This window comes from Rhodanobacter sp. Col0626, from assembly GCF_049994385.1.
Classification (GTDB): domain Bacteria; phylum Pseudomonadota; class Gammaproteobacteria; order Xanthomonadales; family Rhodanobacteraceae; genus Rhodanobacter.
This window is the reverse complement of sequence record NZ_CP188260.1, coordinates 1,601,536-1,626,271: the sequence shown is the minus strand read 5'-3', so window position 1 is coordinate 1,626,271 and position 24,736 is coordinate 1,601,536. Positions and strand designations below refer to the sequence as shown.

The following is a 24,736-nucleotide window of genomic DNA, read 5'->3' as shown; positions in this document are numbered from 1 at the left end:
TGCATGAACGAACACCGTCGATTTCTGCGCGTTGCCGCGCTAAGTGCAGCACTAGCACTGGCCATGTCGACCAGCGTCAACGCCGCCACTCAAAGTCCGGCTCCGGCCGCCCGCTTCACTACGAGCAGCCTGCAACAGGGACAGTCCTACGACCGCTTCATCGTCACTTACCGGCCCGGCAGCACCGAGCGACGCGATCACGCTGCAGCCGTCCAGAACGTCGGCGTGGCGATTGCCCGCAGCGGACTGAACCGCGCAACGCATACGTTGAACGGACAAGCCGTCCCGGCGCTGGGCGTGACTTATCGACGCAAGCTCGCCGTGGGTGCCGACCTGCTGCAGACGACGCGCAAGCTCAGCGATGCGGAAGCAACGATCCTGATGCGCCAGATCGCCAGCGATCCGGCCGTGCAGTTCGTCGAGCCCGATGCCGTCATGCATCCCATCGACAGCGTCCGCACTTCCGCAGTGCGCCGGGCCGCCGTCTCGCAACCGGCGGCGTTTCCGCAGGATCCGCCGGACGACTCGAAATACCAGCAGTACCAATGGGATTTCTTCAGCGCCACCGGCGGCGTCAACGCACCGGCCGCCTGGTCACTCGCCGACGGTACAGGCGTCACCGTGGCGGTACTCGATACCGGCCTGACCAAAAATGCCGACATCGACTATTCGTTGGGTGACAGCGGTTACGACTTCCTCAGCTCGAAGGATTATTCCGGCCGTGCCGCCGATGGCCGCGCAACCGGTGGCTGGGACACCGGTGACTGGACCGCGGCGAACGAATGCGGCAGCGGCGCCCCTGCGGAAAACAGCAGCTGGCATGGCACCCACGTCTCCGGCACCATCGCGGCGTTGACCAACAACGGCATCGCACTTGCCGGCATGGCCGGCATGGCCAAGGTGTTGCCGGTGCGCGTGCTCGGCCACTGCGGTGGTCCCACTTCGGATATCGCCGACGGCATCGTCTGGGCTGCCGGCGGTCACGTCGACGGTGTGCCGGAAAATCAGCATCCGGCGAAAGTGATCAGCATGAGCCTGGGCGGCGGCGGTTACTGCTATTCCGACTCCGCGTTTGCCATGGCCATCAAGCAGGCCAACGACCTCGGCGCCGCGGTGGTGGTGGCCGCCGGCAACGACGGCAGCAACACGGAGAACTATCAACCAGCCAGCTGCCCCGGCGTGATCGCCGTGGCCGCCACCGGTATCGACGGCGGCAAGGCGCAGTACTCAAACTACGGCAAGGCCGTGGCACTGGCAGCACCCGGCGGCGGCATCTGTCCGGATGACCACGTGCCCGATACCGGCGGCAGCTGCGGTGGCAACAACCCGCGCGACGACGGTTTCGTGTGGTCACTGGTCAACAGCGGCACGACCGCCCCGGCGGACGATGTCGGCGACGGCTACGTGTATTTCGGCGGCATGGCCGGCACCTCGCAGGCCACGCCGCACGTCAGTGCCACGCTGGCCTTGATCCTCGACGCCATGCAAAGCGCAGGCCTGCCGTCGCCCACGCCGGTTCAGCTCAAGGGCTTTCTTGCCGACAGCGTGCGGCCCTTCCCCATCGTGCCACCGTCGGGCACACCGATTGGCCCGGGGATCCTGGACGCCGCCGCGGCCGTCAACCTGGCGATCGGCAACGATCCCGGCGAACAGGTCACGGCGCTGACCAATGCCGTGCCGGTCGGCAACCTGTACGGAGCCACCGGCGATGAAATGCTGTTCTCGCTGGTGGTGCCAGCCGGTGCGCGCAACCTCAGCCTGCGCAGCTTCGGCGGCATGGGCGATGTGTCGCTGTATGTCAGCCGCGGTCATGCACCCACCACGGACAGCCACGACTATCAGTCGAACCGCATCGGCAACAATGAATCGGTGGTCATACGCACGCCGCAGCCCGGCACCTACTACGTTCTGATCAAGGCCGACACCACGTTCAGCAACCTCGGCGTGCTGGGCAACTATTCGCCCTGAGCCGCACAGGGACGATCACAAGAAAAATCCCGGCTTCGGCCGGGATTTTTCGTTACGTGACACGCGCCAAGCCGTTCGCCAGTTGTCGCCGGTGGAAATGACCCCCGGGTGCCGACGGGTTATGCTCGGGCACTGATCGACACCGCCTGGTGCCGACAAGGCAATGCCAGCGGATGGCTCTTGCCTGCCAGCCGCTGACAGACGCCGGTGCCTTTCGATGTCGATTGCCAACCCCGCCAAAGATCACACCAGCTCCGCGCCGATCGATCGTGCGCAACGACCGTTGCGTGTATTGCTGGTGGAGGATGACCCGGAGATCCGCGACGAAATACTGGTCCCCGGCCTGCGCAACTACGGCATCGATGTCATCGGTGCCGATTGCGCAGCCACCGCGGATCGACTATTGCGGGAAAACACTTTCGACATCGTGGTGCTCGATGTGGGCCTGCCCGACGAAAGTGGCTTCAGCGTGGCCCGGCGGCTGCGCGCCGGCTCCTCGGCGGGAATCGTCATGCTCACCGGCCGTACCGAGAATCCGGATCGCGTGCGCGGCTTGAGCGAAGGCGCGGATGCCTACCTGACCAAGCCGGTGGCACTGGACGTCCTGGTGGCCACCTTGCGCAGCCTCGGGCGACGCCTGTCGACCTCGGTACCACCGCCGACATGGCAGCTGACTGCGGATAGTTGGTGTCTGTTGTCACCGCGCGGCGTCAGCATGGCCTTGACCCTGCCGGAACGGCGCATCCTGGGGCGATTGATGGCGGGCGATGGTGAGCCGGTTTCCCGTGACGAGCTGATCGCCATGCTCACCGAAGACATCCTCGACTTCGATCCGCATCGACTCGAAATGTTTGTCTATCGATTGCGCTGCAAGGTGGCGGAGAGTTGCGGCGAAACATTGCCGTTACGGGCGGTTCGCGGTGTCGGCTACGTGTTGACCTGCTGAGTCCGGTTTGCAGCACGCAGCACGTCGATACCGGACAGGATCTCCTGGCGATCGGCATCACCCACGACTGCGCCGAGGGCATGATCGAGATAGCGTGCGCTAACTAGCGCTATGCGATGTCGGCCGCCACGACTCGCCGTTCGGCGGCGGCACGCACGCGCTCCACCAGCAGCGTGGGCGGGAACGGCTTGGGCAGGCAATCGACGTCGAATCCCAGGATCCGCAAGCGCCTGGCTTCTGCTTCGCCGCTGGCCGAGATCAACACCACCGGTAGCCTTGCATTCCCCAGCCAGTCCAACCGACCGTCCTCGTTGCCAGGCATGCGGCAATCACTGACCACCACTTCCAGTGAATCGCCCGCCTCGCCAAGCAAGCGTCCGGCATCGAACGCATTGTCGGTCGCCAGCGCCACGCAGCCCGCGTCATCGAGCGCGGCGAGCAACAGCTCGCGCAGCTCGTGATCGTCCTCCACCAGCAATACGCGCACCGCCTGATGGCGAAATCCCACCGGGACTTCCTCAGCGACAAGTGGCAACCACAGACGGAACGTGGTGCCCTGCTTCTCGCGACTTTCTACCGTCACCGCGCCACCAGCGGCGTTGACCACCTCGCGAACCACGGCCAGCCCAAGACCCGTGCCGCTGCCGGCTGGCTTGGTGGTGAAAAATGGCTCGAAGATCCGCTCAAGCAAGGCCTCGCTCATGCCAGGGCCGTTGTCGCCCAAGCTGACCTCCACTCCCTCCACGGCGTCGCGCTCTCGCAAGGCCGCGCTCACCTGGAAGCATCCGTCATCTCCCATTGCATCCCGCGCATTGGCCGCGATATTGAGCAGGACAAGCTCGAACTGCCCGCGATCCGTGCTCACGTGCAAGGCGCGTCCTTGCGTTGTTTCCACGTGTAGCGTCACGGTTGCGCCAAACAACTGCCGAAACATCGGTTCGAGTTCGCACAAGGCCTCGTCGATATCGAAAATTTCCGGCCGCAGGCTGTCCCGGCGACTGAAGCTGAGCAGCTTGCGGCTGACTGCCGTACCGCGCCGCGTCGCAGCGGCAATACCCTGAATCATCTGGCGCAGCTGGCCAGGATCGCCACTGGTCTGGGCCCGTTCGACATATCCGGCAATGACCGCCAGCACGTTGTTGAAATCGTGCGCCACGCCGCCGGCCAGACGCCCCACGGTCTCCATCTTCTGTGCGTGGATCAAGCTTTCCTGGGTCTTTTCCCGCGCCACCATCTCTTCCCGCAACGCCATGTTGGCGGCCGACAAAGCACCACCCATCCGGCGCGATTCGCCCAGACTGTTGCGCATGGCTGCCACGCACCGATCCAGCACGAGTGCAATGGCGAAATAGCTGAGCATCAGGGGCGGCAAATTGGCTGCACCAAGCCATGGGCGGGGATAGTGGCGCAGTTGCAAGGCCAGCACGTCCGTCACGGCACCCACGGAAAACACCGCGATCAACAACACGTAAAGCGTCCACAGCGAGCGCCGACCAAGCACCAGACCACCCAGCACGATGGTCAATACCGGCAAGGTCTGGTCGAGCAGGCTCCGGGTAAGGCCCACGGTGAAATACACCAGGGTCAAGTTGACCAGCATGGCCGCGACAAAACCAATGACGCCCTGGCGTAGCCATCCGCGGCGAATCAGCAGGAACACCGCCAGGGCCGCACCCCATACGATCGCGTCAGCGATCAAGTCGATGGTCACATCGCGCCGCGTCGGCGAGCGCACCACGAAAAGGTGGTAGCCCCAGCTGGCCGGAAGGCTGACCAGGATAAACAGCATCAACGCCTGCAGCACTGGTGCATGTCGTCGATCGACATCGTCTTCCACCGGCACACGACGCAGCCATTCGAATGCTCGCCGGGACAAATTCGCGGTCATGTGTGATCGGTCTCCCGGGTCATGTGAACGAGCGTGAGCGTCGGTGTGGCAGCGTGCGTGATTCGCCTGCCGCGACATCCTATAACTCTGACAGGTCGGACTTCATTCCGTCGCGCCGTCCATCGCAACGCAGAAAACTCATGGATCGCACCAAGGTCGGGGGACTGGGGCGATCACACAGCCATCGTCATCGTGAGGGGAGAATGTTTTGAACAAGACCTATAGCAAGATATGGAATGCAACTCGTGGCTGCCTGGTCGTGGCCTCCGAGTTGGCCTCCTCACGAGGCGGTCGCGTCGTTCGCCGCTCGCTTGCCGTGATGCTGGTCGCCGCGATCGCCGCGCCACAGGCCGGTATCGCGGCCGAGCAGGCACACAAGGCCGCGGCAGCATCGCCATCGGTTATAAAAACCGCGACGCCCACCGACGCCAGCCGTTACTTCGACGCCCATGGCAATGATGACGGCAGCGAAGACGCCGACGCCTCCGGCGACCATGCCGTGGCCGCCGGTGCGTCCAGTGCCGCCACCGGCATCGACAGCGTCGCGATGGGCCATGCCAGTGCGGCGTTCGGTGATGGCAGTACCGCCATCGGTGCCTACAGTGGAGCGTTCGGCACGGGATCTTCCGCATTCGGTGCCTTGAGCACCGCCGGCAACGACTACGCCACCGCCATCGGTTACGGCAGCAGCGCCAACGGCGCGTCATCCGTGGCGTTGGGCAGCAGCATCGTGTTGCCCGACCCCGTCGACCAGACCTTGCGCGAGGTGCAGACATCGGCCAATGGCACCGGCGCGACCGCCATCGGCCCGGGTGCGATCGCCAACGCCGATGCGAGCATTGCCGCAGGTGCTGGTGCGCTGACCGAAGGTGGCCAAAGCGTTGCTGTGGGTCTGAATGCCCGCGCGCTGGGCGATGCCTCCACCGTGGTCGGTTCGTACAGCACCGTGGATGGCCTTTGGTCCGCCGCCTTCGGCTATCACGCCAAGGCCGAAGGCGACCACGCCCTGGCACTGGGCTCAACCAGTGAAGCCAACGGCGACGACACCACCGCCGTCGGCGGTTACGCGGGCGCAAGCGCGAACGGCGCCACCGCCATCGGCAACAATTCTTGGGCGACTGCCAGCCTGGCGACCTCGTTGGGCGCCAACAGCTTTGCCTACGGCATCTCATCGGTCGCCTTGGGAAATGGCTCTCATGCCGAAGGTGATAAATCCATTGCCGGGGGTTTTCTTTCGGAAGCCCGCGGCACTGGCGGCATCGCCCTGGGCAATGGCGCGCAGACGGGCGGCCAACGCCCGGACACTCCGGGAGATCCCGATGATCCTGGTGAGCCTTGCTGGATTTGCGGCGATCCGAGCGCGCCTCAGCACAGCAATGCTGTCGGCGAGTGGGACGTCCCCGATTACGCCGTGGCCATCGGCCAGAAGGCGCAGGCGTTTGGTGACGGCGGACTCGCACTCGGCTATTACAGCCAGGTACTCAGCGAGAACAGCGTGGCGCTCGGCGCCGGATCGGTCGCCGATCGTGACAACGTGGTCTCGGTCGGTGCGGCAAGCGCGTGGACCAACCGCGACGGCACGACCCACGAAGCCATCGACCGCCAGATCATCAACGTCGCCGCCGGCACGGAAGATACCGATGCGGTAAACGTCGCCCAGCTCAAGGACGCCACCAGCGGCAGCATCAGAAATTATTTCAGCGCCGATGGTGCGGCTGATGGCAGTGACGATGCCGATGCCTCCGGCGACCACGCCGTGGCTGCTGGCGCGTCCAGTGCCGCCACCGGTATCGACGGCGTCGCCATGGGCCACGCCAGCGCGGCTTTCGGTGAGGGCAGCACCGCCGCAGGTGCCTACAGCGGTGCATTTGGCAACGGATCTTCAGCCTTTGGCACCTTGAGTACTGCCAGTAGCGACTATGCGACTGCCATCGGTTACGGCAGCAGTTCCAGCGGGGAATCCTCTCTGGCCATCGGCAGCTACGCCCAGGTACCGGATCCCACTGGTCACACGCTGATCGACATGCAGACCAGCGCCAGCGGTTATGCCGCCACGGCCATCGGCCCAGGTGCAACCGCCGTCACCGACTACAGCATCGCTGCCGGTGCCGGCGCTACCGCCAGCGGTGGCCAAGGTGTGGCCTACGGCCTGCAGGCGCGCGCACTGGGTAATGCTTCCATGGCATTGGGCGCCTACTCCGTCGCCGATGGCCTGTGGGCAACGGCCAGCGGCTACCAGGCTTCCGCCAGCGGCGAACAGGCCACCGCCTACGGCGTCGCCAGCAAGGCAGTAGGCGAAAGCAGCACCGCCATCGGCGGTGGCGCCTGGGCGGAAACCGCCAGCAACGAGTGGACTGGCTTTGATACTGCCATTGGCAACAATGCCCAGGCCACCGGCGGCTCCTCGACCGCGCTGGGTGCGAACAGCTTCGCATGGGGATATCGCGCCGTCGCCCTGGGCAACGGCAGCTACGCGAACAGCGAGAACTCGGTTGCCACCGGTTTTCTGGCCCAGGCCAGCGGCGTGGGCAGCATCGCCTTGGGCGCAGGCGCACAGACCGGCGGCCAGCGCCCAAGCCCTCCAGATGACGGCGGAGATCCGGGTGAGCCGTGCTGGATCTGCGCCCGTTCCGGACAGCCCGATCCGGAAACGGCCGATTACGCCATCGCCATCGGCAATCAGGCCCAGGCCTTTGGCATCGGCGGCATGGCTTTGGGCGATCACGCGCTGGTGCTGGGCAACAACAGCGTGGCGCTCGGTACCGGATCGCTGGCCGACCGCGACAATGCGATCTCGGTGGGTTCCTCCAAGGCATGGACGAGCCGGTACGACGGCAGCGTGCACGAGGCGTTCACCCGCCAGATCATCAACGTGGCTGCCGGCACGGAAGATACCGACGCCGTGAACCTCGCTCAGCTCAAGGACGCCACTGGGGGTCTGGCTGACGGCATCGCTCGCGCCGTGACCTATGACGGCGACGACAAGGCAAAAATCACGCTCGCCGGCAGTGGCGGCACCCGGCTCGACAACGTCGGCTCGGGCGCATTGAACGCGGGCAGCATGGAAGCGGTCAACGGCGCGCAACTGTTTGTCGTCGGCGACGCGATGGCACGCGCACTCGGCGGTGGCGCCGCGATGGGTCCGGCCGGTTTTGCCGGTCCCCATTACGTCCTGCGCAGCGGCTCGTATAACGACGTCGGTAGTGCGTTGGGTGCACTCGACGATGTGCTCGGTGGTGCGCTGGACAACATCGCCGATTTGCAGCATCGCATCGGCAACGGAGGGCAGCCATCGACCAGGCCAGGTAACGGCATACCCAGTGGCGGTGGCAAGGGCGTGGCCATCGGTGATGGCAGCCACGCGCAGGACGGCGGCGATACCGCCATCGGCAAGGGTGCGGTCATCGGCGCCGACAACGGTACCGCCGTCGGTGCTGGCGCCACCATCACCACGCCGGCTACCGAAGCGGTGGCGGTGGGTGCCGACAGCAGTGTCACCGCCAAATCCGGCACCGCGATCGGCCAGGGTGCTTCGGCCACTGCGGAGGGTGCTGTCGCGCTGGGCCAGGGTTCGATAGCCGACCGCGCCAACAGCGTGTCGGTGGGCTCGGCCGGCAACGAACGCCAGGTTACCAACGTCGCCGCCGGTACCGCGCAGACGGATGCCGTGAACAAGGGCCAGCTGGACGCCGGCGTGCAACAGGCGATTGACCAGGGCAAGGTCTACACCGACGCCGGCGACAAGCAGACGCTCGACAGTGCTCAGAGCTACACCGACAAGAAATTCTCGCAGACGTTGAGCAAGTCCGATCTCGACAGTTTCCGTAGTCAGGTCGACGACCATTTCCGCCAGCAGGACAACCGCCTGGACCGCCTCGGCGCGATCGGCGCCGCCAACACGCAGATGGCCATCAACGCCGGCGGCGTCACCAGCCGGCGCGGCCGCCTGGCCGTCGGGGCCGGCGTGCAGAACGGTCAAAGTGCGATCGCGGTCGGCTACGCCACGCCGATCGGTGATCGCGCCCGGGTCAGCATCGGCGGCGCCTTCAGCGGCTCGGAGAATTCCGCCGGCATCGGCTTTGGCGTGGACCTGTAATGCACGCGGTCATCTCCCTTCCAAGACACAGCTCATTCCTCTGGAGCACTACATGAATTCGATCAGCCACACTCTTCGCCGCGGCGTCCTCGCCATGGCACTCGCACTGGCCCTGGCGGGTACCGCGCAAGCCGCCACCCAGGCCACGATCAACAGCAGTGTCATGGCTGCCAGCGGCAGTTACGACCGTTTCATCGTCACCTATCGTCATGGCAGCAAAGAGCAACGCGACCACGCGGCCGTCGTGCAAAATGTGGCGGCGGCGCTCGGCCGCGCCGGCCTGGTTTACCGCACCACGGGAGCAGTCAACGCGCCGACCACGATCAGCTATCAACGCAAGCTTTCGATCGGCGCCGAGCTGGTACGCACATCACGCAAGCTCGACCTGACGGAGGCACGTGCATTGATGCAGCAACTGGCCGCCGACCCGGCCGTTGCACACGTCGAGCCGGACGTGCTGATGCATGCGTTGCGCGACATCCGGGCAACCGGGCCGGCACAAGCCGCCACGGACACCCCGAACGACCCGCTCTATGCAAAGTACCAGTGGCATTTCTCCAATCCGGCAGGCGGCATCGACGCACCGGCCGCATGGCAACTCGCCGATGGCAATGACGTCATCGTGGCGGTACTTGATACCGGTATCACCCATCACCCCGACCTCGACCTCTCGCTGGCGGATGACGGTTACGATTTCCTGTCCGATGCGTTGCAGTCCGGGCGCGACAGCGACGGCCGCATGGCCGGTGCCTGGGATACCGGCGACTGGACGACCACCGAGCCATGGCTTTCCGCCTGCACCGACGGCAGTCATCCGCCGTCCGACAGCAGCTGGCACGGCACCCATGTCAGCGGCACCATCAGCGAACTGAGCAACAACGGCGTGGGCATGGCCGGCGTGGCGTCCCGCGCCAGGGTATTGCCAGTGCGCGTGCTTGGCCATTGCGGCGGTTACACCTCGGATATCGCCGACGCGATCGTGTGGGCTTCCGGCGGGCATGTTGATGGCGTGCCGGACAACCAGCACCCCGCACAGGTGATCAACATGAGCCTCGGCGGCGCGGGTACCTGCACCGCAGACGATGTCACCGGCACCGCGATTGCCGACGCGCTCAGCCGCAACACCACGGTGGTGGTTGCCGCAGGCAACGAGAACATGGACAGCGGTTCTTCCTCACCGGCAAGTTGCCCCGGCGTGATCTCGGTAGGTGCGACGGGGATCACCGGCAGGCGTGCGTTCTATTCCAATTTCGGCAGCAAGGTGACGATTGCGGCGCCCGGCGGCGGCGTTTACAAGAATGACGGCTCCAGCGGCGAACAGGCTAATCCTGAAGGCTTCGTGTGGTCGGCGATCAACGACGGCACGAAGGTACCTGGTGAGGCGGTATATGGCGGCATGGCCGGCACGTCCCAAGCCACGCCGCATGTGACGGGTACAGTCGCGCTCATTCTTGGTGCGGTGAAGGAAGCGGACCTGAGTACGCCTTCACCGGCACAGATTCGCACCTTGCTGACCGGCACCGCACGTCATTTCCCGATCACGCCCGATCAGTTGATCGGTGCCGGCATCGTCGATGCGGCCGCCGCGGTGAACCAGGCACTCGGCCACGGCGGCGAGGAGACCATGATTCCGCTGGTACGTGGTGTAGCCGCGACCGGTCTGTATGGTGCATCTGGCGACAGCAAGCTGTTCACGCTCGAGCTGCCTGCCGGCGCGAAAAACCTCAACCTGCGCAGCATGGGTGGTACCGGCGACGTGACCATGCTGGTCAAAGCCGGCAGTGCACCCAAGGCGGATGGCAGCGATGCGGACTTCAGCTCCGCGCGTGCCGGCAATGCCGAAGTCGTGGTGATCTCCAAACCGCAGGCGATCACCTACTACGTGCGAATCGTCGGCGTAACGGACTTTGCCGGTGTCTCGGTATTGGGCAGCTATAGCCAGCCCTGAAAGACTCCCTGCCCCGGCGCCATGTCGGGGCAGGTTGCAGGGTTCAGCGGCAGGCCGGCAACTTCAGCGTCTGTCCGAGCGCAAGGCGATGGTGCTTGAGACCATTCATCTCGGCCACTTCCTGCACGCTCGAACAATGCAGCTTGCGCACGATGCTGATCAGCGTGTCGCCGCGACGAACCTTGTAACGGCTGCTTCCCCTCGCCGCTGGCGCACTCGGCACGCTGGCCACCGGCGCCTGCACGACAGGCACCACGGCATGATGCAGGTCACCAGCCAGGATCGGCCACGGACCATCGACGCAGCGCGACGCGTAGGCCCGCTCCAGCGGTTTGGGCAATTGCAGCTGGGCGCCTGCCGGTTGGGTCACCTGCGGATCCAATCGCGGATTGAGGTTGCGCAAGGTGCGGAACCAGCCATCGCTCATGCCACCGGCCGAACCGAGGCACACGGTCAATTCGGTCAGCGATGCCGGCCGTTTCAGAATGACCCGGCCGGGCGCCCCATCGACTTTCGGGAATCGTAGGTTGTAGCTTTCCGGATGCAGGAACAGCCACGCCGCGGCCAGCACGGACGGCACGTAATCCCGGGTTTCCTGCGACAGCTGGTTGTAGATGCGCGGGTCGTAGAAGCTCACCGACGTATCGTCACCCACCGCGCGGCGCATGCGGCCCTCGCCACCGTTGTAGGCACCGATGGTGAGCTCGAGGTTGTTGTTGAATATCCGCAGTTGCTCGTTGATGTATTCGGCGTTCGCACGGGCCGATGCCGCGGGGTCGAAGCGGGTGTCGAAGCCGTTGTCCACGCCCAGGCCGAAACGCGTACCGGTGGCATACATGAACTGCAGCGGCCCGGACGCGCCCGAGCGCGAGACGGCGTGCACCTTGCCGCCGGATTCCTTGGCCATGATGCCGAACAGCAATGCCTCGGGCAGATCCGCTTTCTCGTACTGCGGCCACATCTCGAAGCGCATGTACTGGTAGTTGACGTAGGCGTCCATCAGCTGCGGGCGCCACTGGGTCAGCCACATTTCCAGCGCGGCCTTCACCGGTCCGTTCATCGCGATCAACTGGGACAGCTTCTGCCCATGCAGCAGGGTCACGCTGCGTTGCGCCTGCGGCAGGCTGGCTGCGCCGCCCTTGCCGGCGGCGAGCGCTGCCTGCGACGGATCGACATCGCTGTCCAGATCCTGATCGCCGCCGAAGTCGCCATCCTTCAGCCGCAACATGTGGTCGAACACCGAGAAGAATTTCTGTGGATCGCAGCCGGGCGTGTTGCCGCAGCGGGCAGCGGCTTCCTTCAGCTGGTCCAGCGAGCGGGTCAGGGTCAGCTGGGAAGCTTCCAGGTTGCCTTCACGCGATTGTTGCAGGGCGGTCTCGTAGCCCTTGCTGGCCTGATCAAGCTGACCGTAAAGCGCATTCACCGATGCCGACGGCTTGCTGCCGCCGGTACTGGCACAGGCACCAAGCAGGGCGAACGCCAGGGCGGCAGGAGCCAGGCGCAGCGGACGGAACACGGAACACAACGACATCACGAACTTCACCCGCGGAAAACGCTCACCATAGCTGGCGTGGCGATCGGACTCAACGTCGTAAAGTGCCGCGACAGCGCGCGCGTCTTGGCTACAATCGGCCGACCAGCAACGGAAGGAACGCCATGACTGACATCCTGATCGGCCGCAACGACAGCGCGAGCGTCAACCTCGACCCGCATTACGGCAATCGCCATGGCATGATCGCCGGCGCCACCGGCACCGGAAAATCCGTCTCGCTGATGGTGCTGGCCGAAGGCTTCTCGCGGCTCGGCGTGCCGTGTTTCCTGGCCGACGCCAAGGGCGACCTGGCCGGCCTGTCGATGGCGGCGGGCGAGGCGGGCGACAAACTCAAGGCGCGCCTGACCAAGCTCAAGCTCACCGACTGGAAGCCGCAGGCCAATCCGGTCGTGTTCTGGGACATCTACGGCAAGCTCGGCCACCCGGTGCGCGCCACCATCAGCGAGATGGGTCCGACCTTGCTCGGACGCGTGCTGGAGTTGAACGACACCCAGGAAGGCGTGCTGGAAGTGATCTTCAAGGCCGCCGACGACCAGGGCTGGCTGCTGCTGGATCTGGCCGACCTGCGTGCGCTGCTCACTTACGCCGCCGAAAACGCCAAGGCCATCTCGACCCAGTACGGGCTGATCAGCACCACCAGCATCGCGGCGATCCAGCGCGCGATCCTGAAACTGGAAAGCGACGGCGCCGACCAGTTCTTCGGCGAACCGGCGCTGGAGCTGGCCGACCTGATGCGCCAGGACATGAGCGGTCGCGGCATCATCAACGTGCTCGCCGCCGACCAGCTGATTATGAAGCCACGGCTGTACTCCACCTTCCTGCTGTGGCTGCTGTCCGAACTGTTCGAGCAATTGCCCGAGGTGGGCGACCTCGACCAGCCGAAGATGGTGTTCTTCTTCGACGAAGCGCACCTGCTGTTCGACGACGCCTCGCCGGCGCTGCTGCAACGGGTTGAACAGGTCGTGCGGCTGATCCGCTCCAAGGGCGTCGGCGTGTACTTCTGCTCGCAGAATCCCGACGACGTGCCCGGCGTGATCCTGGGCCAGCTCGGCAACCGCATCCAGCACGCGCTGCGCGCGTTCACTCCGCGCGACCAGAAAGCGGTCAAGGCGGCGGCGGAGACCTTTGTCGCCAACCCCAAACTCAATGTCACCGAAGCAATCACCAAGCTGGCAGTCGGCGAGGCGCTCGCCTCGACGCTGGCCAACGGCGGCGTGCCCACGCCGGTGGAACAGGTACTGGTGACCACGCCGTGCTGCCGCATCGGTGCGATCACCGACGCCGAGCGCAACACCATCCGCCAGCGATCTCCTGTGGGGGCGAAATACGACACCGCCGTCAATCGCGAATCCGCCGCCGAGATGCTGGCCAAGCGCGCCGACGACAAAGCGGCCGACGCCACCACCGTCGCGGCTGACGCGCCCAAAGGCGCCGCCAAGGATGCGGAACCCGGCTGGGGCGGCGCCGTGCACGATGCGCTGTTCGGCACCAAGCGCCGCCAGGGCATGATCGAGACCATGGGCAAACAGATGGTGCGAACGGCAGGCAGCCAGCTCGGCCGGCAGATCCTGCGTGGCGTCATGGGCGGCATCTTCGGCGGCAAGCGCTGAGTGAGAGCCTGCTCCATGTCTCCGCATGGCTCGCGTTGTCTTGCCGTGGTCGTCAGGTGGTGGCGCGTGGCGCAGTGCCTGCCTGACCGGCAGGCCAAGCCACGCGCTGCCGCATGGCGGCCACGGCAAGGCAACCCGAAGGGCCGGATCTGTTTGCCCGCAGGCCGGCGTCATCACTCAGTCGTGGACGGACGTCCACTCCTTCGTTCTTCCTTGGCCTGCACGCAAACAGCTTCCGGCGCGGGCTATGCGAAGACATGGAGCAGGCTCTGATGCCGCGCGTCGAAGTCGTCGCCGCCGACACGCCTTTCGGGCAGCGCCTGCAGGCCGGTTTCGGTTACCCGTTGCGTGGCGCGGCGCTGCCTACCTGCGTGGTGCTGGCGCTGATCCACTACGTCGGGCTGTTGCCGGGATACATCGGTGCGCTGGCCAGCGCACTGGTATGGGCCGCTACCTGGCGCTATGCCGCCGACTGCATGCAGCACACCGCCAACGGCTACGCCGATCCGCCCGATGTGGGCAGCGACGGCAACAGCGCCAGCGGCTGGGGACTCACCGCGATCCACCTGCTGGTGGCGGCGCTGTGCGTGATCGCCATCGTGTTCTTCCCGCACCTGCTATGGCCGGTGTTGATCCTGTCCGCCCTGGTGTTGCCGGCCATCGACATGTCGCTGGCGTTCGACGGCAACCTGGCGCTGGCGCTCAATCCGTTGAACTGGACGAAGGTCATGGGCGCTTTCGGCGCCGCCTACCTGGTCCCCGTGGCGATCAACCTGCTGCTCGGCGTGCTGATCATGCTGGCTTCGGTCACCACCGCGCAGTTGCCACGGCTGCTGGCGTTGCCGCTGTTTGCCTTCGCCTACACCTATCTCATCGTGCTTGCCTTCCATCTGATGGGCGCCATGATCCACCAGCGGCACGAACGCTTCGGCATGGTTCCCGAAGCTCCGGAGCTGGCCAGGGCTGCCGGTCAGGATGGCGACGAACGCCTGGTCGACGAGGCGCGCCAGCTCGCCGTCGACGACCCGCTGGCAGCTTTGCGCCTATTGGCAGGACGTCTGCAGGAGCGCCATGCGCCGCAGCCCTTACATCAGCTCTACCGCGAGTTGCTGCACCGACAGGGCTTGCGTCCGGACCTGCTGGTACACGGACAGATCTGGATCGCCGCATTGATCGCGCAGGGCGAATCGCGTCGTGCGCTCGGCGTGTTGCAGGAATGCTGCGGCATCGATCCCGACTTTGTTCCGGACGATCCGCAGACCTGTGGCGGGCTGGCCGACCTGGCCGCGCGCACGGGCATGAGCCGCATCGCGATCCACCTGTGCCACGGCTATCTCGCGCACTGGCCGCGCGACCTGCAGGCGCCACACTACGGTTTGCTGGCGGCGCGCCAGCTTGCCGCGCACGCGGACCAGCGTGCCGAAGCGGCGGCCTTGTTGGATCGGCTGGCCGGTGCTTGGCCGGACCATCCACTGCGTGCCGAGATCGACACGCAACGGCAGCAGCTGGCCAACCCCGCATGAGTCGATGGCGCCCACCCTCGCCCGGCTCCACCGCGATCATCACCCGTGAAGGTTTCGAGCGACTCAAGGCCGAACTCGATCACCTGTGGCATGTGTTGCGCCCGGAAGTGGTCAAGGCGCTCGCCGCGGCGGCCGCCGAAGGTGATCGCTCGGAAAACGCCGAGTACATCTATCGCAAGAAGCAGCTTGGCGAAATCGACCGTCGCGCGCGCTACCTGAGCAAACGCATTCCTTCGCTGAAAGTGGCCGAAGGCGCGCCGGGCGACCGCGGCATGGTGTTCTTCGGTGCGCGCATCGAACTGGAAAACAGCGACACCGGCGAAATACTCCGCTACCGCATCGTCGGCCCTGACGAAACCGACGCAAAACTCGGCTGGATCAGCATCGATTCGCCGCTGGCGCGGGCAGTACTCAAACGGCGCGTGGATGACGAGTTCGCGGCCGAATTGCCCGGCGGTCCAGCCGAGTTCGCGGTCGTCGCCGTGAAATACGATTGAACCTCAGTACTCGTAGGAGCCCGCTCGCGGGCGATGCTCTTCGGGTATTCAGGGGGCAAAGGCATCGCCCGCGAGCGGGCTCCTACAAGGCGTGTGCCGATGGATAGTGCCGCCCGGCACGACGCGCCTGGTAGCAGATGGTGGTGCGATGAAAGGCTTCGTCGACATTCGCCGGATGCCAACCGGGAATGCCGGAGAGCGGCAGCGGACGCAGTTCCAGCGGATCGTGCAGCAACTGGCCGGCAGCGATCTGCTCGGCACAGTACGCGCTGACCTGCTCGATATCGGCCGTGCCCGTCGACTGAAACACCACGGCCTTGCCGACCAACAGTTTGTCCGGACTCAATGCATGCTCCAGCAGCGCATGGCCGAACAACTCGACCTGGATCGAGCCATCGATCCACGCATCGCGATGGCGCCAGAACAGGCCGTGCCAGTCGTGCTCGTCCCATAACGCCATCAGCGCCGCATCACGGACCAGCACAATGACGCCGCCTTCGTCGAAATGGGTCATGGCGTATTGCGCGCGTGAGCGCAGCTTCGGCCCCATGCGGGCTATTTCGATCATCTGGCGATGATTCAACGCCTGCTTCAACGCGGGATGACGCAGCCAGATCAGCGCGTTGAGCAGATCGTGCCAGTTGCCTTCGCGGGTGGCGATCGCGCCACGCTCGGCGATGCGTTGTTCGTAGTGCAGGCCGTCGGCCAGCAGCTCGAGATCCTGTGCCACGAAACAGGTTGGCGAGCCGGCCGGCCACAAGGCGTTCAGTGCTTCGATCGTGGGCCAGTCGGAGCCGTGCAGCAGCCGCGCATGATCCTGCCACGCCACCAATGGCGGCCGATCGAATACTTGCGGATCGACCGTGCCACGGACTGGCGCGACGTAACGCACGGTGCGTGCTTACACGAGCTTGAGCTTGGGATGCGCCAACCGCGCGTGCAGATCGTGCTCGCTGGCGCCTTCGATCACCACCTCGACGAACTGGCCCGGCTTCAGCGCCTGGCCATCGGCGATCAGCACGCTGCCGTCGATCTCCGGCGCATCGGCGGCCGAGCGCGCGACTGCGCCATCCGCATTCGCCTCGTCGATCAACACCGTCATCGTGCTGCCGATCTGGCGCTGCAGTTTCGCCGCGGAGATTTCCGCCTGCACGGCCATGAACCGTTCCAGGCGATCTTCCTTCAACTCTTCGGAAACCGGATCGGGCAACTCGTTCGCCTTCGCGCCGTCCACCGGCGAATAGGCGAACGCGCCGACGCGATCGAGTTCGGCTTCACGCAGGAAATCGAGCAGCTCCTCGAACTCGGCATCGGTCTCGCCGGGAAAGCCCACGATGAAGGTGCTGCGGATGGTGAGGTTCGGTACGGCTTTGCGCCAGTTGCGGATGCGCTCCAGCGTCTTGTCGATGTTGCCGGGGCGCTTCATCAGTTTCAGGATGCGCGGGCTGGCGTGCTGGAACGGAATATCCAGGTACGGCAGGATTTTCCCGGCCGCCATCAGCGGCATGATTTCGTCCACGTGCGGATACGGATAGACGTAGTGCAGGCGTACCCACACGCCCAACTCCGACAATCCTTCGCACAGTTCGGTCATGCGCGTGCGGTAAGACTTGCCGTGCCATTCGTGCTCGGCGTACTTGACGTCCACACCATAGGCACTGGTGTCCTGCGAAATCACCAGCAGTTCCTTGACGCCGCCCCTGACCAGCTTCTCGGCCTCGACCAACACCTCGTCGACCGGGCGCGACACCAGGTTGCCGCGCATCGACGGGATGATGCAGAAGCTGCAACGGTGGTTGCAGCCTTCGGAAATCTTCAGATACGCGTAGTGCTTCGGGGTCAACTTGACGCCCGTGTCCGGCACGATGTCGATGAACTTGTTGCGCTTCGGCGGCAGTGCCGTGTGCACCGCACTCATCACGCTGGCATAGTCCTGCGGGCCGCTGATCGACAGCACGTCCGGATACGCCTCGCGGATCAGCGCCTCGCGCTTGCCGAGGCAGCCGGTGACGATCACCTTGCCGTTTTCATGCAACGCGGTACCGATCGAATCCAGCGACTCCTGCACCGCTGCATCGATGAAGCCACAGGTGTTCACCACCACCGCGTCGGCCTCGCCGTAACTGGGCACGATCTGGTAACCCTCGACCTTGAGCTGGGTGAGGATGCGCTCGGAATCGACCAGCGCCTTGGGGCAGCCAAGGCTGACGAAACCGATCTTGTGCGGAGCCTGCGACATGGTTGGGTTACCGTGAAAACGTGCGGGGAAACAGGCGATTATACGGGAACGGGGAATCGGCACGCGCGCCGCAAGCCAGGCCGTTGGTTCCGAGCTCTTGTTCCCCGCTACCTGTTCCCTACACTGCCCGAATCATCATTTTTCCACCAGGAGCCCCGCCATGGGCCAGCAAATCAACCTGCCCACCACTCGCACCCAGTGCATTGGCGCCTACCTCGCCCAGCCCCCGGGCAAGCCCAAAGGCGGCATCGTGGTGATCCAGGAGATCTTTGGCGTCAATGCACACATGCGCCGCGTCGCCGATCGCTTCGCCGAATACGGCTATACCGCTATCGCGCCTGCGTTCTTCGATCATCTGGAAACGGGGGTCGAGCTGGGCTACGACGACGCCGGCTATGCCAAGGGCAAGGAGCTGATTACCGAACTCGGGCTGGAGCGCGCGCTGGAAGATGTGGCCAGCGCCGCCGAGGCGATCGCCTCGGCCGGACGGATCGGCACGGTCGGTTATTGTTGGGGCGGCACCGTGGCCTTGCTTTCGGCCCTGCGCCTGGGCCTGCCATCGGTGAGCTACTACGGCGCGCGCAACCTGCCGTTTCTGCATGAGGTGCCGAAGGCACCGGTGATGTTCCATTTCGGCGAGAAGGATCAGCACATCACGCCGGAGATGGTGGCAAAGCATCGCGAAGCATTGCCGCAGATGGACGTTTTCACCTATCCCGCCGATCACGCTTTCAATCGCGACGTCGGCGCGCAATACGACGAGGCCAGCGCGAAGCTCGCCATGCAGCGCACCCTGGCATTTTTCGACAAGCATCTGGCTGGCACATGAGCACCGGCTTCATCCTCGACCCTCGCCTGCAAGCCGATACGCGACCCGTCGGCACGCTGCCGTTGTGCGACGTACGGCTGATGAATGACGCCCGCTTTGCGTGGCTGGTGCTGATACCGCGCCGCGCGGGACTGGTCGAGATCAGCGACCTCGCACCCGAGGAGCAGGCCATGTTGTGGCAGGACGTGAACCGCGCCAGCGCTGCGCTGCGCGCGGTGACGCCATGCGACAAGCTCAACCTCGGTGCACTCGGCAATATCGTGCGCCAGTTGCACGTGCACGTGGTTGCACGTCGCGAAGGCGATGCGGCGTGGCCGGGACCGGTGTGGGGCAATGGCAGCGCCGTCGCCTATGACGTCGGGTCGCAGGCCGCACTGATCGCTGCGCTGCGCCAGCAACTGGCGGACTGAAGCGCCACAAACAGAAAACCCGCGGAATCGTCCGCGGGTTTTCTGCGAAAGCGAACGGATCTCGCTTAATGCTGTTGTGCGGGCTCGAAATCGCCGCCAGCCGCATCCTTGCCCTTCAGCTCGTCGTTCATCTTCGCCGGCGCGTGGTAATCCTCAAGCCTGCGTGCCTTGGTTTCCTGAGGATTGATCTTTTTCAATGTGCCGCCGTCGTCGTAGTACACGGTGAAACCGTAATCCAGCTGCATGCGCGCCATGTACTGCAGGTGCTGCTTGCGTACTTTCGAATCGTCGCTGCGGTCCAGCAGCACCGTCTTCGGTAGCTGGCCCTGGTCCTTCAGGTAAGCAAAATGGCTGCCGACGTCCAGCGCCGAAAGCACGGCGCCGTCGACCAGGAACTGGCCGCCCTTGTAAGCCTGGATGGTGGCGTCGAACTGGCCCTTCATCGAGGCTGCACTGACGGCATCCTTGGTGCTACCACGATGACAGCCGGCGAGGACGAGCAGGCTGCCCAGCATGAGCGCCGCGGCAGTGCGCGTCAGCAAGGTGGAAAAACGGATCATGCGGGTCTCCTGGCAAACATAACGACGGGTTCGGGGAAGTGTAACGCGACGGCGCGCGAGGGCATCGATCTCGCGCACGCCGTTCAGCTCGCGTACTCAGGTGCGCGGCAGCGTGACGCCCTGCTGGCCCTGGTACTTGCCGCCGCGGTCCTTGTAGCTGGTCTCGCATTCCTCGTCGGATTCGAGGAACAGCATCTGCGCCACACCTTCGTTGGCGTAAATTTTTGCGGGCAGTGGCGTGGTGTTGGAGAACTCCAGTGTCACGTGGCCCTCCCACTCCGGTTCCAGCGGGGTCACGTTGACGATGATGCCGCAGCGCGCGTAGGTGCTCTTGCCGAGGCAGATCGTCAGCACCTTGCGCGGAATGCGGAAGTACTCGACCGTGCGCGCCAGCGCGAACGAGTTCGGCGGGATGATGCACACATCCGCCTCGACGTCGACGAAGCTGGTCGGATCGAACGATTTCGGATCGACGATGGTCGAGTTGATGTTGGTGAAGATCTTGAACTCGCGTGCGCAGCGCACGTCATAACCGTAGCTCGACGTGCCGTAGGAGATCAGCTTGTTGCCCTCGCGCAACTTGACCTGGCCCGGCTCGAACGGCTCGATCATGCCGTGGCTCTCGGCCATGCGACGGATCCACTTGTCGGGTTTGATGCTCACGCTGTCTCCGGTTCGGTCGCGGGCGGCCCGGTCGAGCCGGGCACAAAATGCCAAAAATACATGGTCGGGGTGCCACCACGCCAGCACCGCCCGCCACCCGCACCCGCCAGACATCGGGTAGGAGCCCGCTCGCGGGCGATGCTCTTCGCCTGAAGGTGGTGTACGCAGGAGCATCGCCCGCAAGCGGGCTCCTACGATGGAGTGGACGGGATGACCAGGGCTTCGACCAGCGTGTCCAGTGTGCATTGCAGCTCGGCACAGCGCTCCGCGCTGGCCAGCACCTGTGCTGTCGTGCACCCGGCACCCGGCAATGCCACCGTCACCGGCCGTGTCGACAACATTTGCGCGGACATCGTGCGCAGGATTTCGTCCAGCGCCTCCTGCGCGTGATACGAACCACGCGCCGCGGTATTCAGCAGCAGCACCGGCTTGCCCGGCAACTCCAGGCTGCCGACCAGCCAGTCCAGCAGGTTCTTGAATACACCCGGTACGCCGTGGGCGTATTCGGGACAGGCGATCAGCAAGGCATCGGCGCGGCCCACCGCTTCGCGCAACGCACGTACCGCGGGCGGCAACGGTTCGACGTCGTTGTCCGGATTGAACAGTGGCAGCGCGCCCAGTCCGTCATGCAACTCGAGTTCGAGTGATTCCGGTGCCAGCTGCTGCGCCGCCTGCAGCGCTGCCGTGTTCGCCGAGACACGGCGCAAGCTACCCGACAGGCATAGCACGCGCCGTTTCGTCATGCCGTCGGCACGCCCTGCACCACGATCTTGCCCAGCCCCAGCGACTTGTTGCGCGGCTGTCGCGACAATCGACCGGCGGCGTTGCGGGCGATTTCGCGGTAGCGCGCGGCGAGATCGGAATCGGGCATCGCCACCACGGTGGGATTGCCGCCATCGGCTTGCTCGCGAATGCGGATGTCCAGCGGCAACGAGCCCAGATACGGTACGCCGTACTGCGCCGACATGCGCTCGCCGCCACCTTCGCCGAAAATGTGCTCCTCGTGGCCGCAGTTCGAGCAGACGTGGGTGGCCATGTTTTCCACCACCCCGAGCACAGGCACCTCGACCTTCTCGAACATCTTCAGCGCCTTGCGCGCATCCAGCAGCGCGATGTCCTGCGGCGTGGTGACGATCACCGCGCCGGCTACCGGCACCTTCTGCGACAGAGTCAACTGGATGTCGCCGGTGCCCGGTGGCAGGTCGACGATCAGGTAGTCCAGTTGTTCCCAGCGCGTGTCGGTGAGCAATTGCATCATCGCCTGGGTGACCATCGGGCCGCGCCAGATCATCGGCGTGTCCGCTTCCACCAGGAACCCGATCGACATCACCGGCATGCCGTGCGCCTGCATCGGGATGATGCTCTTGCCATCCGGCGAGCCCGGTTTGCCGTGCACGCCCAGCATGGTCGGCTGGCTGGGACCGTAGATGTCCGCATCGAGCACGCCGACCTTTGCACCCTCGGCCTGCAGCGCCAGCGCCAGGTTGGCCGAGACCGTCGACTTGCCCACGCCACCCTTGCCGGAGGCCACCACGATGATGTTTTTCACATTCGGCAACGGCCCCAGCGTGCCCTGCACCTTGTGCACGTGAATGCGACTGGTGATCGAGACGGCGGCCGATTCGATCGCCGGCTCGGCCTCCAGCGCCTGCCGCGCGCGCGCGGCCAGGGCTTCCATGGCACCGGCGGCCGGGTAGCCCAGTTGCAGGTCCACCGACACTTTCGCCCCATCCACACCGACCGCGCGCACGGCTTCAGCCAGCGGCGCGCCGGTGTGGGAATCGATCAGTTCGCCGAGAATGCGGCGCACCAGCGCTTCGTTCGCCTGGGTCATGGGGGCTCGAATGGTTGCGGGACTGTGCATTATGCCAGCCCGCCGCAAGCTGCTGGCTGACCTAGATCAGCCCCCGCGCTCATGGCGCAATGCAGCTTGACGCCCCCGGCAGGCCCCGGCAGGCTCCCCTCCATACGCTTTCGTACGGGAGGACACCATGAAGCCACTGTTCCGATTCGCCATCGCCGCCAGCCTGCTGATCGGCGCCGGTACCGCCCTCGCCGCCACCGACACGCCGGTGGGTACCTGGAAACAGATCGACGATGTCTCCGGCAAGGCGAAGTCGATCATCGAAATCACCGATGCCAATGGCCAGCTGCAGGCCAAAGTGGTCAAGGTGATGAACCTTAGCCCGGACGAAATCGCCAGGGACGGAGATCATCCGATCTGCCGGAAGTGCGACGGCGAGCGCAAGGACAAGCCGATCGAAGGCATGACCATCATGTGGGGCGTCAGCAAGGACGGCGACGTGTGGGACGGCGGCAAGATCCTCGACCCGAAAAGCGGCAAGGTCTACAAGGTGAAACTCACCCTCGCCGAAGGCGGCCGGAAGCTCGACGTGCACGGCTACATCGGCTTCGCCCTGCTCGGCCGCAGCCAGACGTGGGAGCGGCAGGAATAAGCATCTTTCAAACGCTTTATCCGCATCTCGCATCAAGCCTCATGCCAGCGTTCCTGGCATGAGGCTTTTCATTGGAACGAGAGCAAGCCCACCTCATGCTGCAGCGTCGGCTCGATGCACCATCAGGCCGTGTGCACTGAATGTTGCACGCAGCGCACGACTGACATCGTGCTCGACCACCAGGTGTTGCACTTCGTCGATGGCAGCCACCCGATGCGTCGCCACGGTGCCGAGCTTGTCGCTGGTGGCGACGACAACCACCTCGCCACTGGCCTCGACCATCGCCCGTTTCAGCAACGCTTCCTCGCTGTCGAAACCCCACAGCCCACCGATCGCATCTACCGCACAGGCGCCGGGGAAACACAGATCAGCGCGCAAACGCTGAAGTTCCCGCACGGCCTGCGCGCCTACGGCGGCACCAATCCGCGTATCGATCCGGCCACCGATCAGCAGGATTTCGAAGCCTTCACGTTCCATCAGAATTTGCGCTATATCCGGCGCATTGGTCACCACGGTCAACCCCAGGTCCTGCGGCAGCGCGGCGGCGATCGCCGCGTTGGTCGAACCGGCATCGATCAACAGCACCTGCCCCTGCCGCACCAGGGTCACCGCCTTGTGTGCCAGCGCCAGCTTGCGGCCGGCATATTCCTTTCGTCGCTGCTTGAGCGGCGCAGCGGCGGCAGATAATGGCAGCGCGCCACCGTATACGCGCTTGCACAGGCCGCGTGCCGCCAGCTCGCGCAGATCGCGTCTGACCGAGTCCTCGGACACCGCGAATTCCGTCGCCAACTCCAGCGCCACCACGCGACCGCGCTGGCGCAGTCGATCAAGTATCCATTGCTGGCGTTCCTGTGGCAGCAACTCGCCAGGATTCACCTTAGCCATGCTGGCTTGCCTCCGACGATGCGCTGTCGAGCAGTCCCAACGCGACGAGGTCCGCGCGCAGCACTGCTGCATCACGGAAATGCAGTGCATGCATGCCCAGCTTCGCCGCCACTGCCACATTGCGCGGGGCATCGTCGATATATACCGCTCTTTCCGGTTGAACGCCGTAACGGTTCAGCAGTACATCGAAGATCGCCGGATCGGGCTTGATCATCCGCTCCTGTCCGGACACCACGATGCCTTCGAACGCACGCAGAAACGCATAGCGCTCGAAGGCCAGCGGAAAGGTCTCCTGCGACCAGTTGGTCAATGCGTACAAGCGCACGCCGCGCGCGCGCAGCTCATCGAGAATCGCCACGCTGTCGTGCATGGGGCCACGCAGCATCTCGTCCCAACGCGTGCGGTAGGCAGCGATCAGCGCCGCGTGTTCGGGGAACTCCGCGCTGCGCAGCTGGACGGCTTCGTCCCAGGGGCGCCCGGCATCCTGTTGCTCGTTCCACTGAGAATCGCATACGTCGGCCAGGAACCGCTCCATCGTCTGCTCGTCATCGAACAGCTGGCGATACAGGTAACGCGGGTTCCAGTCGATCAGGACGCCGCCGATATCGAAGATCACCGTGTCCAGTGCAGCATGCCGGGCTCCACGCTCGCTCATTTCGCCATCCT

At 65.0% G+C, this 24,736-nt stretch carries 20 protein-coding genes; 10 read left to right on the top strand and 10 right to left on the bottom strand.

Annotation, left to right across the window (positions count from 1 at the left end; translation table 11 throughout):
* The first annotated feature begins 3 nt into the window (after positions 1-3).
* A complete protein-coding gene (locus ACPPVV_RS06720) occupies positions 4-1,968 on the top strand; it encodes a S8 family serine peptidase (RefSeq protein ID WP_426702689.1) in 1,965 nt (654 codons plus the stop codon).
* A 217-nt stretch (positions 1,969-2,185) separates the two neighbouring features.
* Positions 2,186-2,914, top strand: coding sequence for a response regulator transcription factor (locus tag ACPPVV_RS06715; RefSeq protein WP_426702688.1), 729 nt, complete (start codon positions 2,186-2,188; stop codon positions 2,912-2,914).
* A gap of 109 nt (positions 2,915-3,023) precedes the next feature.
* On the opposite strand, the gene ACPPVV_RS06710 is transcribed toward ACPPVV_RS06715, so the two are convergent.
* Positions 3,024-4,802: an ATP-binding protein gene (locus ACPPVV_RS06710; protein ID WP_426702687.1), complete on the bottom strand. Its 1,779-nt coding sequence runs from the start codon at positions 4,800-4,802 to the stop codon at positions 3,024-3,026.
* 208 nt (positions 4,803-5,010) lie between these two features.
* Here ACPPVV_RS06710 and ACPPVV_RS06705 point away from each other — a divergent pair, with 208 nt between their 5' ends.
* The gene (locus ACPPVV_RS06705; RefSeq protein WP_426702686.1) at positions 5,011-8,898 is read left to right on the top strand and encodes an ESPR-type extended signal peptide-containing protein; all 3,888 of its coding nucleotides are present in this window, start codon (positions 5,011-5,013) and stop codon (positions 8,896-8,898) included.
* A gap of 52 nt (positions 8,899-8,950) precedes the next feature.
* A complete protein-coding gene (locus ACPPVV_RS06700; protein ID WP_426702685.1) occupies positions 8,951-10,846 on the top strand; it encodes a S8 family peptidase in 1,896 nt (631 codons plus the stop codon).
* A 43-nt stretch (positions 10,847-10,889) separates the two neighbouring features.
* Here the strand turns inward: ACPPVV_RS06700 and ACPPVV_RS06695 are convergent, their stop codons facing one another.
* Positions 10,890-12,377, bottom strand: coding sequence for a transglycosylase SLT domain-containing protein (locus tag ACPPVV_RS06695; RefSeq protein ID WP_426702684.1), 1,488 nt, complete (start codon positions 12,375-12,377; stop codon positions 10,890-10,892).
* 125 nt (positions 12,378-12,502) lie between these two features.
* On the opposite strand from ACPPVV_RS06695, the gene ACPPVV_RS06690 reads away from it, so the two are divergent.
* From ACPPVV_RS06690 to greB, 3 genes are all read left to right on the top strand, one after another.
* On the top strand, positions 12,503-14,008 hold the full coding sequence (locus tag ACPPVV_RS06690) for a helicase HerA-like domain-containing protein (RefSeq protein ID WP_426702683.1): 1,506 nt from the start codon (positions 12,503-12,505) through the stop codon (positions 14,006-14,008).
* 272 nt (positions 14,009-14,280) lie between these two features.
* On the top strand, positions 14,281-15,531 hold the full coding sequence (locus ACPPVV_RS06685) for a hypothetical protein (RefSeq protein WP_426702682.1): 1,251 nt from the start codon (positions 14,281-14,283) through the stop codon (positions 15,529-15,531).
* Positions 15,528-16,028, top strand: a complete 501-nt coding sequence (gene greB, locus ACPPVV_RS06680) for a transcription elongation factor GreB (RefSeq protein ID WP_426702681.1) — start codon at positions 15,528-15,530, stop codon at positions 16,026-16,028. The genes ACPPVV_RS06685 and greB overlap by 4 nt, the downstream gene beginning before the upstream one ends.
* 82 nt (positions 16,029-16,110) lie before the next feature.
* On the opposite strand, the gene ACPPVV_RS06675 is transcribed toward greB, so the two are convergent.
* Both ACPPVV_RS06675 and rimO read right to left on the bottom strand, forming a co-directional pair.
* Positions 16,111-16,920, bottom strand: a complete 810-nt coding sequence (locus ACPPVV_RS06675; RefSeq protein WP_426702680.1) for a DUF3025 domain-containing protein — start codon at positions 16,918-16,920, stop codon at positions 16,111-16,113.
* A 9-nt stretch (positions 16,921-16,929) separates the two neighbouring features.
* Positions 16,930-18,267, bottom strand: a complete 1,338-nt coding sequence (rimO, locus tag ACPPVV_RS06670; protein WP_426702679.1) for a 30S ribosomal protein S12 methylthiotransferase RimO — start codon at positions 18,265-18,267, stop codon at positions 16,930-16,932.
* Positions 18,268-18,427: 160 nt separating this feature from the next.
* Here rimO and ACPPVV_RS06665 point away from each other — a divergent pair, with 160 nt between their 5' ends.
* Both ACPPVV_RS06665 and ACPPVV_RS06660 read left to right on the top strand, forming a co-directional pair.
* Positions 18,428-19,096, top strand: a complete 669-nt coding sequence (locus tag ACPPVV_RS06665) for a dienelactone hydrolase family protein (protein ID WP_426702678.1) — start codon at positions 18,428-18,430, stop codon at positions 19,094-19,096.
* Positions 19,093-19,506, top strand: coding sequence for an HIT domain-containing protein (locus ACPPVV_RS06660; protein ID WP_426702677.1), 414 nt, complete (start codon positions 19,093-19,095; stop codon positions 19,504-19,506). The genes ACPPVV_RS06665 and ACPPVV_RS06660 overlap by 4 nt, the downstream gene beginning before the upstream one ends.
* Before the next feature lie 65 nt (positions 19,507-19,571).
* Here ACPPVV_RS06660 and ACPPVV_RS06655 read toward each other — a convergent pair whose 3' ends face one another.
* From ACPPVV_RS06655 to apbC, 4 genes are all read right to left on the bottom strand, one after another.
* Complete coding sequence (locus tag ACPPVV_RS06655) at positions 19,572-20,066, bottom strand: hypothetical protein (protein WP_426702676.1); 495 nt, start codon at positions 20,064-20,066, stop codon at positions 19,572-19,574.
* A 96-nt stretch (positions 20,067-20,162) separates the two neighbouring features.
* Positions 20,163-20,729: a dCTP deaminase gene (gene dcd, locus ACPPVV_RS06650; RefSeq protein ID WP_426702675.1), complete on the bottom strand. Its 567-nt coding sequence runs from the start codon at positions 20,727-20,729 to the stop codon at positions 20,163-20,165.
* Positions 20,730-20,920: 191 nt separating this feature from the next.
* Positions 20,921-21,472, bottom strand: a complete 552-nt coding sequence (locus ACPPVV_RS06645) for an NADPH-dependent FMN reductase (protein ID WP_426702674.1) — start codon at positions 21,470-21,472, stop codon at positions 20,921-20,923.
* A complete protein-coding gene (gene apbC / locus ACPPVV_RS06640) occupies positions 21,469-22,563 on the bottom strand; it encodes an iron-sulfur cluster carrier protein ApbC (protein ID WP_426702673.1) in 1,095 nt (364 codons plus the stop codon). The genes ACPPVV_RS06645 and apbC overlap by 4 nt, the downstream gene beginning before the upstream one ends.
* 157 nt (positions 22,564-22,720) lie before the next feature.
* Between apbC and ACPPVV_RS06635 the strand changes: the two genes are divergently transcribed.
* Complete coding sequence (locus ACPPVV_RS06635; protein ID WP_426702672.1) at positions 22,721-23,185, top strand: DUF2147 domain-containing protein; 465 nt, start codon at positions 22,721-22,723, stop codon at positions 23,183-23,185.
* A 93-nt stretch (positions 23,186-23,278) separates the two neighbouring features.
* On the opposite strand, the gene ACPPVV_RS06630 is transcribed toward ACPPVV_RS06635, so the two are convergent.
* Positions 23,279-24,070, bottom strand: coding sequence for a DeoR/GlpR family DNA-binding transcription regulator (locus tag ACPPVV_RS06630; RefSeq protein ID WP_426702671.1), 792 nt, complete (start codon positions 24,068-24,070; stop codon positions 23,279-23,281).
* Positions 24,063-24,725 (bottom strand): HAD family hydrolase, encoded by a 663-nt coding sequence (locus tag ACPPVV_RS06625; RefSeq protein ID WP_426702670.1) that lies wholly within the window; start codon positions 24,723-24,725, stop codon positions 24,063-24,065. The genes ACPPVV_RS06630 and ACPPVV_RS06625 overlap by 8 nt, the downstream gene beginning before the upstream one ends.
* Positions 24,726-24,736 lie beyond the last annotated feature (11 nt).

Excerpts from the sequence above, each read along its gene's own strand:
- ACPPVV_RS06720 (WP_426702689.1), top strand. The coding sequence starts at position 4 with ATGAACGAACACCGTCGATTTCTGCGCGTTGCCGCGCTAAGTGCAGCA.
- ACPPVV_RS06715 (WP_426702688.1), top strand. The coding sequence starts at position 2,186 with ATGTCGATTGCCAACCCCGCCAAAGATCACACCAGCTCCGCGCCGATC.
- ACPPVV_RS06710 (WP_426702687.1), bottom strand. The coding sequence starts at position 4,802 with ATGACCGCGAATTTGTCCCGGCGAGCATTCGAATGGCTGCGTCGTGTG.
- ACPPVV_RS06700 (WP_426702685.1), top strand. The coding sequence starts at position 8,951 with ATGAATTCGATCAGCCACACTCTTCGCCGCGGCGTCCTCGCCATGGCA.
- ACPPVV_RS06695 (WP_426702684.1), bottom strand. The coding sequence starts at position 12,377 with ATGTCGTTGTGTTCCGTGTTCCGTCCGCTGCGCCTGGCTCCTGCCGCC.
- ACPPVV_RS06690 (WP_426702683.1), top strand. The coding sequence starts at position 12,503 with ATGACTGACATCCTGATCGGCCGCAACGACAGCGCGAGCGTCAACCTC.
- ACPPVV_RS06685 (WP_426702682.1), top strand. The coding sequence starts at position 14,281 with ATGCCGCGCGTCGAAGTCGTCGCCGCCGACACGCCTTTCGGGCAGCGC.
- greB (WP_426702681.1), top strand. The coding sequence starts at position 15,528 with ATGAGTCGATGGCGCCCACCCTCGCCCGGCTCCACCGCGATCATCACC.
- rimO (WP_426702679.1), bottom strand. The coding sequence starts at position 18,267 with ATGTCGCAGGCTCCGCACAAGATCGGTTTCGTCAGCCTTGGCTGCCCC.
- ACPPVV_RS06665 (WP_426702678.1), top strand. The coding sequence starts at position 18,428 with ATGGGCCAGCAAATCAACCTGCCCACCACTCGCACCCAGTGCATTGGC.
- ACPPVV_RS06660 (WP_426702677.1), top strand. The coding sequence starts at position 19,093 with ATGAGCACCGGCTTCATCCTCGACCCTCGCCTGCAAGCCGATACGCGA.
- ACPPVV_RS06655 (WP_426702676.1), bottom strand. The coding sequence starts at position 20,066 with ATGATCCGTTTTTCCACCTTGCTGACGCGCACTGCCGCGGCGCTCATG.
- ACPPVV_RS06645 (WP_426702674.1), bottom strand. The coding sequence starts at position 21,472 with ATGACGAAACGGCGCGTGCTATGCCTGTCGGGTAGCTTGCGCCGTGTC.
- apbC (WP_426702673.1), bottom strand. The coding sequence starts at position 22,563 with ATGACCCAGGCGAACGAAGCGCTGGTGCGCCGCATTCTCGGCGAACTG.
- ACPPVV_RS06635 (WP_426702672.1), top strand. The coding sequence starts at position 22,721 with ATGAAGCCACTGTTCCGATTCGCCATCGCCGCCAGCCTGCTGATCGGC.
- ACPPVV_RS06630 (WP_426702671.1), bottom strand. The coding sequence starts at position 24,070 with ATGGCTAAGGTGAATCCTGGCGAGTTGCTGCCACAGGAACGCCAGCAA.
- ACPPVV_RS06625 (WP_426702670.1), bottom strand. The coding sequence starts at position 24,725 with ATGAGCGAGCGTGGAGCCCGGCATGCTGCACTGGACACGGTGATCTTC.